General features: G+C 34.8%; 11 protein-coding genes. 2 read left to right on the plus strand and 9 right to left on the minus strand.

All coding sequences use genetic code 11. The features are described from left to right. Window positions 1-22: 22 nt before the first annotated feature. Both H3T43_RS00635 and H3T43_RS00640 read right to left on the minus strand, forming a co-directional pair. Window positions 23-463 (minus strand): DivIVA domain-containing protein, encoded by a 441-nt coding sequence (locus H3T43_RS00635; protein WP_198211807.1) that lies wholly within the window; start codon window positions 461-463, stop codon window positions 23-25. Window positions 464-553: 90 nt separating this feature from the next. Next, a complete protein-coding gene (locus H3T43_RS00640; protein ID WP_198211808.1) occupies window positions 554-1120 on the minus strand; it encodes a DUF1273 domain-containing protein in 567 nt (188 codons plus the stop codon). Window positions 1121-1189: 69 nt separating this feature from the next. Here H3T43_RS00640 and recU point away from each other — a divergent pair, with 69 nt between their 5' ends. Both recU and H3T43_RS00650 read left to right on the plus strand, forming a co-directional pair. Next, window positions 1190-1822, plus strand: coding sequence for a Holliday junction resolvase RecU (gene recU, locus H3T43_RS00645; RefSeq protein ID WP_198211809.1), 633 nt, complete (start codon window positions 1190-1192; stop codon window positions 1820-1822). After that, window positions 1812-4178, plus strand: a complete 2367-nt coding sequence (locus tag H3T43_RS00650) for a transglycosylase domain-containing protein (RefSeq protein WP_198211810.1) — start codon at window positions 1812-1814, stop codon at window positions 4176-4178. The genes recU and H3T43_RS00650 overlap by 11 nt, the downstream gene beginning before the upstream one ends. A 33-nt stretch (window positions 4179-4211) precedes the next feature. Here H3T43_RS00650 and H3T43_RS00655 read toward each other — a convergent pair whose 3' ends face one another. The 7 genes from H3T43_RS00655 to addA form a co-directional block, all read right to left on the minus strand. After that, the gene (locus H3T43_RS00655) at window positions 4212-4421 is read right to left on the minus strand and encodes a DUF3923 family protein (RefSeq protein WP_046332109.1); all 210 of its coding nucleotides are present in this window, start codon (window positions 4419-4421) and stop codon (window positions 4212-4214) included. A gap of 63 nt (window positions 4422-4484) precedes the next feature. After that, on the minus strand, window positions 4485-5114 hold the full coding sequence (gene nth, locus H3T43_RS00660) for an endonuclease III (protein ID WP_122052397.1): 630 nt from the start codon (window positions 5112-5114) through the stop codon (window positions 4485-4487). Next, window positions 5115-5756 (minus strand): DnaD domain protein, encoded by a 642-nt coding sequence (locus tag H3T43_RS00665; protein ID WP_198211811.1) that lies wholly within the window; start codon window positions 5754-5756, stop codon window positions 5115-5117. A gap of 74 nt (window positions 5757-5830) precedes the next feature. Further along, window positions 5831-7129: an asparagine--tRNA ligase gene (gene asnS / locus H3T43_RS00670; protein ID WP_198211812.1), complete on the minus strand. Its 1299-nt coding sequence runs from the start codon at window positions 7127-7129 to the stop codon at window positions 5831-5833. A gap of 67 nt (window positions 7130-7196) precedes the next feature. Beyond that, the gene (locus H3T43_RS00675) at window positions 7197-7679 is read right to left on the minus strand and encodes a hypothetical protein (protein WP_198211813.1); all 483 of its coding nucleotides are present in this window, start codon (window positions 7677-7679) and stop codon (window positions 7197-7199) included. Continuing rightward, window positions 7666-10455: a helicase C-terminal domain-containing protein gene (locus H3T43_RS00680; protein WP_198211814.1), complete on the minus strand. Its 2790-nt coding sequence runs from the start codon at window positions 10453-10455 to the stop codon at window positions 7666-7668. The genes H3T43_RS00675 and H3T43_RS00680 overlap by 14 nt, the downstream gene beginning before the upstream one ends. A gap of 22 nt (window positions 10456-10477) precedes the next feature. Beyond that, window positions 10478-14122 carry a helicase-exonuclease AddAB subunit AddA gene (gene addA / locus H3T43_RS00685; protein ID WP_198211816.1) on the minus strand — a complete coding sequence of 1215 codons (3645 nt, stop codon included), beginning with the start codon at window positions 14120-14122 and terminating at the stop codon, window positions 10478-10480.

A 14122-nucleotide genomic window follows, 5' to 3' on the forward strand; every position in this document is an offset into this window, starting at 1 on the left:
CCATTAAAAATTATATCAAAGCTTACTCTTTTTGTAACCCATAAACTCGCTGTTCCAAATTATATACCTTCCGTTCAAGAGTCGAAATGCGTTGAATGATAGCCATATTAGTAGAATTTTCTTTTTGCGAATCTGCTTCATTTGTTGGACTAAAACTCTGAGTGGAACGTTCTTGGGTCGGTGTATAAGTCCGCACTGATTCCTGAGTAGCAGCTGGACTGACTCTTCTGGTCTTTTGCTCTTGAATAGAATCTTCTTTATGTCGATCGTCCATCAACTCTCCCTGCAACTTGCCAATCTGACCATAAAGATCTTCAATAATTTGTTCAAATGTATCGTAATCAGCAATTACTTTGTCTAAAAAAACATCAACCTCATGTGGATCCAAACCTTTAACCTTTGTTCTAAATTGTTTTTTTAAAATATCCTGAGTGGATAGTTGAATATCATTTAAATCTGCCATGATAATATACAACTCCTTTTATATCACTTTTATTCTAGCAAAAACTGGACTGGCTTAAAACTAAAATGTTAATTTTAAAACAAAGTTATCTTATTCTTGATATTCGTCATCTTGATTTTCCTGAAATTCTTCTGCTTCATCCTGCAGATCATAAAAATCAATTAATTCTAATGAATATTCTGTCGTTTCTTGGTATTTTTTGATTAAATTATAATCAAACTTGGGCTTTCCAGGATTTTCTGGGTCATAGATCATCAGGGCTCTATCTGTATGCATAAGCATGAAGTTTTGATAATTGCGCAGTTGAACAGGATTTTGGTAAGTTTCTTTTGAAGTGGAAGCAAAAAAATCAACTTGCTGTTTTAAAGAGAGATACTTTTCCTGATTATTTTCATTCCATCTGCTGGCAAATTCCTCATAAGGAACAATGATAGAAACCCTTAAAGAATATTTTTGTCGCAAGTCGATTGCGACCTCACTTGCCCACTGCTCTACACCCAAATTAGCTCCAGTTATTACCCAGTCAAGTTGGTTATTTTCTATTAGGCTTATCATATGTTTTTTTAGAACCATTTTAATAATTTTTATCTTGAGGTCTTTGTCTCCAAATGTATTAAGCTCATAATTACGGTATCCAGTTACCCACAATCTTTGCATAATGAAACAGATAGCTCCTTGTTCAAAAACTTTTTCTTTATTGCTATAATGCTAGCAGGAGTGATATTTATGGTCAAATATCCAACAGGCAGTTCTGCCGCTTTTCGCAAATCAAATTATACTTCTCAAGTCAAGCACCAAAAAAGAAGACACAAAAATATTAATTTTTCTGACCGGGGGATGAACCTTGAGCAGATGATTAATGAATCTAATAAATATTATCGTACAAAAGAAATCGCAGTGGTGCATAAAAAGCCAACGCCAGTTCAAATCGTTAAGGTAGACTACCCTAAAAGGTCACGTGCAGTAATAAAAGAGGCCTATTTTCGCCAAGAATCCACTACGGATTATAATGGGGTTTATAAAGGTTATTACCTGGACTTTGAAGCAAAAGAGACCAAAAATAAAACCAATTTTCCTTTAAAAAATTTTCACGAGCATCAAATAATTCACTTGGCAGAATGCTTGAAGCAAAAAGGAATATGCTTTACAATAATAAGATTTACAAGCTTAAACCGCTATTTTGTAACTCCGGCAAGTGCAATAATAAAAGCTTGGTGGACTAAAGATAAAAGTTCATTAACGTTAAAAGAAGTCGAAGATTGGTCAATAGAGATTAAGAGTGGCTTTCAACCTAATCTACCATACCTGAAAGCCATAGATTCTTTTATCTCGGATAGGAAAATACACGATGATAAATAAAAATTCAAACTCAAATAATGGACGTGAATCACGTAAGAATTACCGGCAAAGTTTGCCTAAACCATTGTGGCGTAAAATACTTAAGTGGACATTTTTAGGTGTTTTTTTAATTTCAGTAGCTGGTGTAGGTTTGTTTGCCTATTATGCTAAAGATGCTCCAAACATTAGTCGAGCTGATCTTGAAAGTGGCGGATCGTCAGGGTTATACAACACAAATGGCAAATTTATCATGTCCCTTGGTACCGAAAAAAGGTTATACGTCAAAGACAGCAAGGATTTGCAACTACTAAAAGATGCTATTGTATCAGTTGAAGACAAGCGCTTTTACAGAGACAAGCTGGGAATTGATCCTATTCGAATTGCAGGTTCAATGTTAACTAACGCTAAAAGCAAAAGCATTTCTGCAGGTGGTTCTACAATTACCCAGCAATTAGTTAAACTGACAAAATTTTCAACTGCTGCTTCCCAAAGAACATTACGCAGAAAGGCTCAGGAAGCATGGCTGGCTATGAGAGTTCAAAGAGAGTACAGCCATAATGAAATTCTGGAATTTTATATCAATAAGGTATATATGAATTATGGTAATACCGGAATTGGCACCGCCGCTAACTATTACTATGGCAAAAAGATTGGAGATCTGGACTTAGCGCAAACAGCCATGCTTGCGGGAATGCCTAATAGACCAACCGTATATAATCCTTATACCTACCCAAAATATGCAAAATATAGGCGTAATATTGTTCTAAAAGCAATGTTAAACAATAAAAAAATATCTCAGGAACAGTATGATGAAGCTAGGAAAGAAAGCATAAAAAAGGGTTTAAAACCTCATAATCAGCGTAAGCAATCTAACTTACGCAAAATTAATGATCCCTATGTAAAGGAAGCAATTGCCGAAGTCAGAGCTAAAGGCTTTGATCCTTTTCGTGACAATTTAAAGATTACCATTAATATGGACCAAAAAGCTCAAAAGAAACTTTATCAATTGGCTAACAGTGGTCTGGTTCCTTTTACTAATGACAAGATGCAAATAGGAGCATCCGTGGTTGATCCAAGTAATGGTCACGTAGTAGCTATACTTGGTGGAAGGCACCTGCCCTCTTCAGTTCAATTGGGTTTAGATCGTGCAGTACAAACCACTCGATCAACTGGCTCTTCGATAAAACCAGTTTTAGATTATGGTCCAGCAATTGAATATCTCAATTGGTCAACAGCAAAAATGTTAGATGATAGCAAGTATGTTTATCCAGGAACAAATGTCCAGCTCTACGACTGGGATAATAAATATGATGGTATGATGACTGTGAGGCATGCTTTGGAACAGTCACGTAATGTTCCCGCAGTCAAAACTTTGAAAAAAGTTGGTGTTAAACGAGCAACAAAATTTGCTGAGAAAATGGATATCAATGTTCCTGAGGACTCAGGCTTGTCAGTGGCGATTGGTGTAAATGCGTCAAGCTTGCAGATGGCTGGTGCTTTTAGTGCATTTGCTACGATGGGAATCTATCATAAACCGCAATTTGTTTCTAAAATCGAAACTCCTGATGGACTTACCAGAAATTATGACTCTGAAGGCATTCGAGTGATGAGCAAGGCTACTGCCTACATGATTACAGACATGTTGAAAGGAGTAATTAAACATGGTTCTGGAACCAACGCACAGATTAGAGGTTTATATCATGCGGGGAAAACTGGTTCTGTTAAATATTCAGAACAGGATTTGGCACGATACCCAGCATACGCTGCAACACCTAAAGACTCCTGGTTTGTGGGTTACACCCCTAGCTATTCAATTGGTGTTTGGACGGGCTATGATAATCTGAAAGATGGTACTATTTCTGGTGTTGGTCAACAATCTGCACAGCTTTTTTATAAGAACATGATGACTTATTTAATGAGAAATAAAGAAAATGTTGATTGGCAAAAACCTGACTCTGTGATTCGGGCTAAAATCGCTAAAAACTCAAATCCACCAGAGGTATCATCTACAGGTGAATGGCAGTTGTTTGTTCGTGGCCATTCTCCTATTGGTATTGTTGATGACAGCAGCGATTATGATGAAGATGATGAAAAAACTAACACTAATGATTCATCTTCAACTAATACTCAGGGAAGATATTCTGTTCATCACAATCAAAATGGCTCAACTAGGCAATCTGATAAAAATCAAAGAAAAGCGAAAAATTCAAAAGACAAGAATAAAAACAATACTAGTGAAAATAATTCACAAAATTCAGGTCAAAATAATGAATCTGGCAATTCTGATTCAGGTACCAGTTCTGATCAAGAACAAAAACCTAACAAACCTGGAGGAGAAAGCAACAATTCAACCAACAATGAAAATAATGAACATTAACTAATAAAAACGTCGAAAAATCTTTCGACGTTTTTATTTTTTATTGTTTTTCAGTATAAGGTAAAAAATGAATTCTATTAAAAAAATAAAGGCAAAAAATATTGTTAAAACAGTTAAGGAAATCAATTTTACATACATAGTATTAGGAACGCCAGTTCCATCATATGGACGAAGCCATAAGAATAAAGCAAAACCCAAAAATAAAATTGCTAAAATAAAATTAGTCGTTTGCCAACCACTCATAGTATAGTCTCCTTTAATATTATTTTGATAAAGAAATTATACTAAACTTTTATTTTTTAAACACTATTTTTCTATTAAATAACTGTAAGGATCATTTTTATCACGCGCTGTCATAGAATAGCGACCAAATAAAATCATTGCGTGATGTGTATGAATCCATTCGTCTTTTGGTAAGATTTCTTCTAACCTTTTTTCTACTTCAAGAGGTTTGGCATTTTGAGGCACTATATGAAATCGTTTAGAAATTCGTGACACATGTGTATCGACTGCTATCGCAGGAATTCCAAATCCCTCTGCTAAAACAACATTAGCAGTTTTCTCACCGACTCCCGGCAAAGAGATTAATTTATTTTTATCTTTTGGAATTTTACCATCATATTTTGAAACTAGAATTTCCGCAGTTTCTTTTAAGTGCTTAGCTTTTGAATGATAAAGCCCAATTTGGGAAATATGATTTTCTATTTCTGGAATTGTTGCCACGGCCAAATTCTTAGGTTCAGGATAATCCTTCATAAATTTTGGCATTACTCGATTTACCATCTTGTCTGTTGTTTGAGCACTCATTAAGACAGCACATAATAAATGAAAGTTATTGTCCCAAACTAATTCACTTTTGGCATCAGGATACATTCGGTTGATACACTCTAACACTTTTCTAGCTTCATTTTTACTAAGTAATTTTTCTGCTTTCATTTAGCGGTTCCTCCTCAAAAACTTTTGAACTTCACTACTTGTTTTTAAGTTATGTCTTTGCCAATTCAGCAAAATACGGTCAACGTATTTTAGGCTATATGCTTGAGATAAGACAGCTTCGCGCAAGGCCAACTTAATAATAGCTGGATCGTAGTGATCTACATTAAGCCAGGCAGAAATTTCTTCTCGTTCTATTGGACTTAAATAACGACCAAATTCAATTTCAAACTGCCTTACTAATTGATTTAACGGAGTGTTATCAACTGCAGTTTCCGCTTTTTTAGCAGTCATTTTTTTATTGACAGACAAAGTTTTATTCTTCAACAGTTGGTCCAGTTTATCATATAACTGGTTAAGGTTATATTTGTTTCCAATCATGCCGCTCTTGTCAGTTATTTGGTCAATTACAATTAAATTTTTTTCAATTAATTTTTGAATTAAAGCAGTGATTTCTGTAACAGAAAAATTAGTATTAGCCGCAATCTGTTCATTGGTAGGAAAAGAATTGTTTTTTTGGGCAAACATTTCCAATTGGATAATGACCATCATTTCTGCATCGTCAATATTAAGTTGTGGATAATAAGCAAGTAACCCGTTTGATAAAGTAGTGAAACCAAAGAAGCGGTAATCATTATAGCGCATATTAATCTCTCCCTTTAAAAAAGTTGAACTAAATATTTTTTAGTTCAACTTTTAACTATACTATTAACTTTAATTTATGGTTCTAGACGATTAATCATTCTCGGGAATGGAATAGCTTCACGGACATGATCTAATTTGCAGATCCAAGCAATAACACGTTCAAAGCCCATACCGAAGCCGGAATGAGGCACACTGCCGTATTTGCGCAAATCTAAATACCAGCTGTAATCATTCTCATTCAAGCCGGCCTCATGAATTTGTTTGAGCAATGTTTCATAATCACTTTCGCGTTCAGAACCACCCATGATTTCGCCATAACCTTCTGGTGCTAAAACATCTGCACATAGATATTCCTTAGGATTATCAGGATTTTTCTTCATGTAAAATGGTTTAATACTTGTCGGGTAATTAACAATGAAAAATGGACGATCAAATTTTTCGGAAATAAAAGCTTCGTCAGGAGCACCAAAATCATCACCCCATTTGAAGTCGCGTCCATCGTCTTGCAATATCTTTACTGCATCGTCATATGACAAGCGTGTATAGTTACCCTGTGCTGCAGGCTGTAATTTTTGGGGATCACGACCTAAAATTTCTAATTCATATTGACAATGCTTGAGAACTTGACCAGTCACATATGACAAAAAACGTTCTTGCAAATCAAGAGATTCATCCTGATGCATCCAAGCCATTTCTGGCTCCATCATCCAAAATTCAGTTAAATGACGGCGCGTTTTTGATTCTTCAGCTCTAAAAGTTGGACCGAAAGTAAAAATTTTACCGAATGCTTCTGCTCCAACTTCACCATATAGTTGTCCGGATTGTGATAGATAAGCATCTCCTCCAAAGTATTCCGTGTGAAATAATTCGGTAGTTCCTTCAGGTGCAGAATGCATAAAGATAGGAGCATCAAATTTTACAAAGCCTTCATTTTCAAAAAAGTCAACTGTAGCTTTGAAAATAGTATTTCTGATGCGCATAATTGCAAAAGGACGTTTGCTTCTAAGCCATAAATGTCTATGGTCAAGCAAAAATTCAATCCCATGTTCTTTGTTACCGATGGGATAACCTTCGTTGTTAGTAATTAGCTTTAAGTCGGAAATTTGAATTTCATAACCAAAATGGGAGCGCTCATCTTGGTGTACAGTTCCCTTAATATAAAAACTTGCTTCTTGATGCAAAGATTTTGCAATTTCAAACACTTCATCAGAAACTGCATTTTTACGAACTACTCCCTGAAAAAAGGCAGTACCATCACGTAATTGTAAAAACACTATTTTGCCGCTTGAACGTTTGTCAGTCAACCAAACGTGCATCCGTACTTCTTGGTCAACATGCTTGCGACAATCTTCTATTGAAATTAATTCTGTCATAAACTTTTATTCCACTTTCCTTATCGTAATCAAATTAATGATACCAAAGTTTGATCAATTTAGCGACTTAACCTACTAATTTTCCATCTTTAAAATTATAAAGCTGATAATGATATTCACCAGCTATATTTTTAGAACTTACTTCCCAAACAGGTTTATTTTTATACCAGCCCAGATTTACTTCAGTAATTTTTTCATTGGGTTCTTTTGCAATATATTTATTACGTATGAGTCCTTCATTTACGCCTCTGCTTGCTGAATAAAGATATGCTTTTTTAGATCCTGGCAAATAGATAAAATAGTATGTCTTATGGTCCTTTGTTAGACCCTTAAGCGCATAACTATTAACACCACGATTTAAATGATAGTTTTTTTCTGTATATTTGATAGGAGTCTTTTCGATGGCTATTCTGTTGAGTTCACGAGTTTCTGACCGTTCTGGATTACCTGCTTTATAAAAAATAACAATGAAGGCAAAGTATAAAAAGATCAAAATTATAAATACCCATGCTAAAAATTTAAATGTTTGTTTTGTATCATCTTGTATCATAGTTTGTTAACTTTTCCTGTAAATTACTTAAAGATGTTTTTTTTACTTTAACTGGTACGGCTGCCAGAAAAACTGAACCATAATCTTTAGACCAGATTCTTGAATCCAGTATTAAAAACTGACCCTTATCTTGCTCTCCACGAATCAGCCTGCCCATCCCCTGCTTAAAGCGAATAATTGCCCGCGGCATTGTATCAGAGTTAAAAACATCTATACCTCTGTCAACAAGTTGTCTTTGGCGTAACTTAACTTCCGGCAAATCAGGAGATTCAAAAGGCAATTTAGTTGCTATTACCAAATCAACGCCACATTCATGAAAGTCAATTCCTTCCCAAAAACTATCTGCCCCTAAAATAAGTGCTTGTTTGGCAATTGCAAATCTTTTAATAATCCGGTTATTTGAACCAGAGACACCTTGTGCCAAAATTTCATAATCACGTAAACTGGGAGAATTTATAATAGCACTAAAAACATTTTTTATTTGTTCAAGATTTGTCATAAGAACTAAAACATGACTTTTATTTGTCAGATCTTTTTCCAAAATCTGAATTAGATTTTTCTCATACTTTGGATCGTTAATATCGGGAAAGTCAGTCACAGACAATACTTCAAGATGTTTACTCAACTTAAATGTGCTTGTTCCTATATACTTTTGTGGTGCTAAATCAGTTAAGCCAAGAAGCTTAGTGATAAAATCGAACCCTTTTCCACTGGTTAAGGTAGCACTGACAAATGAAATATGGTTGAAGCGATCATAAATTTTATGAAGTTCTGGCGTTGCATCAAGCATTAGCCAGCTTAAATTGGCACTTAAAGGATCTTGCGGATTAGTTAAAGTAATGATAAACCCTTCTGAATTGACATAGACTTTTTTTCGAAGTAAATCCGATAATTGATAGCTTTTGGTGATATAGTCATCAAGTTGATCTATTTGATCAGAAATTTCACTTAAAATAGCATCCCTATCGATATTCGAGCTGTCAGTTTCATTGTAAAGCTTAAATAAGATTTGATTTGTGTTCTGTCTGATGCTTTCTAATTTTCGTTGTAATTCCGCCAATTTAGTTAAAAATTGACTATTCTTTGGAAAAAGATCCATGCCCCTGAAACTGAGAAGCAAGTTGCCATTGGCTAAAGTATTTTGACTGACAGCTTTTTTCTTTTTTGAACAGAGCAAACGTTGCAAATGATTAATAACTTTGATCAAATCAAGTATTGCCGGATCTAATTTTTCTAAGAGAAAATTGAACTGTACATCATTGCCATATTGGTTAAATACGCTGTCATCAGCATAATAAAGTAAATTACGCAGATGATTAAGAACTCCCCACAATGATTCAAATTGAAATGAGTCATTCCTTGAAGTGATCACATTGTCAACAAAACGATGAGCTTCGTCAATAACGAGGTAGGGATTTTGACCCCAAATTGTATCATTATAGTGGTTCGCTAAATAAGCATGATTCGTAACTAAAATGTCAGCCTGCTCCTGCCTTTGTCTTGCCAAATTCCAGAAATCAACATCAGCAAAAATACTGCCAACACGAGCATCTCCAGGGTGAGCAATTTGGGTAAATAAGGGGGCACGATAATTAGTCAGCTGCAATTCATCTAGATCACCTGTCTGAGTTTCAGTTAACCAAACCAAAATGCGCATCTGTAACACCAAAGTTAGTTTATTTGGAGTTCCCTGATACAAACTTTGATAAAAACCATCTAAGTCAAGGTAATGGCTGCTGGCTTTTACTTCTTCTGCTTTTAAATCCAACTTGGTTACATTTAGTAATTGTGGAATTTCCTGATCTATTATTTGTCTTTGCAGTACTTTGGTTGGCGTGGCAATTACCAATTTTCTGTTTGTATATAATCGATAGGAATATGAAAACAAGTAAGAAAAGGTTTTACCAGTACCATTAGGTGCTTCTATCAATAATGCTTTCTGTTTAGGGTTACTCAAAAACTGCTCAATTCGGTTGATGAGGTCTACCTGAGGCTGGCGGTAATTAATTTTATTTTTAAATAATCTCTTTTTGTCCGTATCACTTTTCGGAAAAACATTTGACTGTTGATGTTCAACATTATTAAGTTTTTCTTGTTTTCGTAAAATTATTTGTCGTACTTGCTGATATTGTGAAGATAACGGCCTTTTTTCCTTGCGTGCGTTATCAGCAATGGTAGTGAAAATCCATGAAGTGTCACGTATTAAACCGTGAGCCAAAGAGCTTAGCGTATTTAAAGTAGCTTGAGGAAGATTTTCAAGTCGTTCAATTATTTTTATTAATAAAACAGCGGTGCCGTAGGCATCAGAATCTGCTTTATGAGGGTTTAAATGTCTAATCTGCAGGCGAGTTGTCAAATCGCTTAACTTGTATGATGGTTCAGTAGGAAATGCAATTTTTGCCAGCTCTACCGTATCTATTGCGCGATTAGTTAGTGGTTCATAGCCGTGCTGCACTAATTCAAAATTTAAAAATGGCAAATCAAAGTTAACATTATGAGCTACAAAGACAGTATTTTTCAAGATTTTGACAATCTTGGGTGCATAATAAGCAAAATCTTTTTCTTGAGCTACATCTTTGTTGTGTATATGGGTTAAATTTTGCACCGCTATCGGAATTTCGCGGTGAGGATTAATCATAAAAGAGTAAGTCTTGACAACTTTCATATTCTTAATAATAGCGCAGCCAAACTGAATGATATGATTATTTTCTTCCCGTTGTGTTCCCGTAGTTTCTAAATCCACTACAGCAAAAACGGTATGCTCGAATGATTTCATTTTGCAATTACCCTCCTTTCTGTTAATTTAATTCAACAATTTTGCATGCATCTAACAAAACCAAGTATTTTGCTTTAACTTTTTTGTCAGCAAAGGAATTAAGAGCTCTTTCATAAAGACGCAGCTGACCTAAATATTTTTGCTTTATGTTTTTGATAGCTAATTGCAAATGAGTTTGATCAATATGATCGGTTTTATAATCAAATAATATTATGCCATCTTTTTCGGTAAAATAACCATCTATTGTACCATGAATTAAAATTTTTGCGTCTGCATCACTGAAATTATCAAATAGACTATCGGCTGGCAACAGACTCGAAAATTCAATTTCACGGTGCAAGTTTTCTGGCTTTTGCCAAAATTTCTTTGCAAAATCACTATTAACAAACCAATTTATTTTTTCTAAATCTAAACTGGAAACAATATTGTTATTAAGTTTATTTTGCTTAACTAGTTCCTGTACTTCTTCTTTAACTTGGTCGATGTTTCCCGATCCATGATAATCGTAGTATTGCAGGATCAGGTGCATTGCAGTACCGATTTCTGCTCCTGTAAACCGTGTTTTAAACAGAAAATCAGGTTTAGTATCTATTGGCTGCAAGTAACGATTAGTTGAAGAAATTAGGTGCGTATTTTCCAGTTCGGTATCAAGAGGATCGCTAAATGCTTTTTTAATTTCAGATACTGATTGATAAGCAGTTGTCTGACTGGCATCTTGAAAAGGATAATTAAAATTAAATAGTTTTTTTGTATATTCTTCTAATGATGAAATGTTCTCAGTTTTGTTCTCCTCTGGACCAGCATCTTCTTGAGGATAAACCTTTTCATCTTGGTACTGGATATAAAGCAGTTCCTGACTTGTTTCCAACGCTGAATTTATATCATTAATTTTTTGACTTAAAAGCTTGTCCCATTTGATTGATGGACCAATCAAACTCATAGGATTTGAAGCGTTAAGCTTACTGCTCAACGTGAGACGTCCATTTTGATCAGCTTCATTTTGCCAATTTTCAATTGTTCGAGGCAGATTTTTTAAATCAGCTACCAAAATTAACTTTTGCTTTGCTCGGGTCATCCCTACATATAAAATGCGAGCTTCTTCTTCTAAAAGCTGCTTTTTTTTGGATATATTGGCGATAGATTTAACAAGGGTATCAGCACGATAATGTTTTTGCTTGATAGTTAAACCTACAGAACCTGAATTTATAATGTAATTGCCACTTAAATCCCGCTTTTGAAATTGGTGTTGCAAGCCTAAGTAAAAAACAATGGGAAATTCCAAGCCCTTGGAACTATGTACAGTCATTAGACGCACAGAGTTGCCGGCCTCTTTAGTTAAAAGGGGTTGCGCCAAGTCTTTTTGGCTGCGTCTCATTCGCTCGATAAAATTGATAAATTGATACAGGCCCTTAAAACCAGCGCTTTCATATGAAGCAGCCCTTTCATATAAAGCCTCTAAGTTGACTCTTCGCTGCTTGCCATTAGGTAGTGAGGTCATAATTTCAAGCAGGCTGGTTTTTTCATAGATGCTCCAAATCAATTCTGAAATTCTATGTGTTGCAGCAAATTTACGCAATTCTTCGAGTTGATTCAAAAAATCTTTTACTTTTTGACTAAGTTCGTCACCCACGGCAACATAAGAAGTTAAAGCGTTGTAAAAACTGGCATTCTGCGTATGAATTCTAATCGTACTGAGTTCAGGTTCTGTAAAATTAAAAAGTGGTGACCTTAATACAGCTACAAGAGGAATGTCCTGATCTGGATTGTCAATGATCCTCAAGTAGTTCATGATTATAGTTAATTCTAAAGTTTGAAAATAATTTTTCGCATCGGTAACCATTATCGGAATATGACTTTTGGCAAACTCTTGCATAATTTCAAGATTATTGCTGCGACTTCTGGTTAAAATAACAATATCACTGTACTTAAAAGGTCTTAAATGACTGCTATTTTGCGAATTTTTGTCATAAATTAACAAATTTTCCTCTGCGAATTTTTTAATACGGTTAATAACCATAGCAATTTCAGCTGAGTCAATATCGTCAGGATAATCTTCTTGAGGGTTAGTTTGGTCACTATTTTTTTCATGAATTAGTATTTCAGTTGCATCAGGAAGATTTGAAGGATAATATTTGGCACCATAAGTCAGCTGACTCTCCTTATTATAATCAATACCTCCAAAATCATCCGTCAAAATATTTTTAAATACTTGATTAACAATAGAAATAACTGGCTTAGAAGAACGGAAATTGTCCGACAATAAAATTCTTTCTTCTTTTGCTTGATTTTCTTTAAGGGCTGCTTCTTGATACTTGTGTAAAAACAAACTTGGTTCAGCTTGCCTAAAGCCATAAATTGATTGTTTAACGTCACCAACCATAAAAAGATTGTTTTGACCATCTTTTTTAATTAATTGCAAGATATTTTCTTGTAGCGGGTTGATGTCCTGATACTCGTCGACCAAAATCTCATTAAATTTATTTTGATAAAAAGTTCGTGCCATTTGGGATGCAGAAGTGTCTTGGCTGAGAATTTGGTATGCTAATTGCTCCATGTCGCTAAAATCAAGCAGGTTTTCTGCTCTTTTTAACTGATTAAAACGGTCAATCAGTGCCAGTTCTGCTTTTACAATTGCAGCCATTATTTGCTGACCTTTTTGCATCATAGACAATTGCTCTTTTTCGTCAGTAGCATAAAAAAAAACAAAAGTAGTTAAAATTTGCTCTCTTGCTTCGTTTTTAAAATCACAGCACTCATCATAAAAAGCAACAATATCTTCGTCCCAATTTTTTGATCTACGCATACCGCTTTTGAAAACACAGGCACGCAATCTTTCTCGTTGCTCATCATATGGACTATCATTTTCCAGATCATGCAAATAGCTGCTAAGACACTTTTCAAACAGGTCAAAAGTTTCTTTTGTTTTGTGCAGATCCTTAGTTTCCATTACCGTACTTTGACAAAAATGCTCTAACTTATCAGCAAGATTTTGGAAAAGATTGACTAAATAAGGTTTAATTTCTTTCTGCCACAAAGAAGATTTGATTACTTCTTCCATTTGATATTTTTGGGCTAGCCCTTGCAGCCATTTTCGATAATCAGGCTTAGCCATTGCGTAATTATATAAGTCTAACAATAAATTTTGTGGAGATGCAGCATCCCTGTCACCTGCAAAATTATCATAAAAAGCTATAAAGTCCCTGTCTTTTTTCTCTAGGAATTCTCCTTCAACTTCTTTTAATGCTCTTTCACGCATTAATTCCGCTTGAGAATCATCAGTTAGGATACTGAAACTGGGATCAATGTCGATTACATAATAAAAACGATGGATTACATCCAAACAAAAGGCATCAATCGTAGAAATATTAGCAGAATCAATTAGATTTAACTGTTGTCTCAAATATGATTTTTTTGAAGACATCTGCATTTCATTTGATAATACTTCTTTAATTCGTTTTTTCATTTCAGCTGCAGCTGCTTTTGTAAATGTGACTACTAAAAGATGATCAACACTGACGCCAGAAAGAATTTCTTTCATTAAGCGCTGTACAAGAACGGTGGTTTTGCCACTACCTGCGGAAGCCGATACTAGTATGTCGCGGCCATGATCATTTATAGCTTTTTCTTGAACGGCTGTAAATGGAGTTTTTCTTTTTTCTTGAACCAT

The organism is Lactobacillus sp. M0396 (genome assembly GCF_016101625.1).
Taxonomy (GTDB): domain Bacteria; phylum Bacillota; class Bacilli; order Lactobacillales; family Lactobacillaceae; genus Lactobacillus; species Lactobacillus huangpiensis.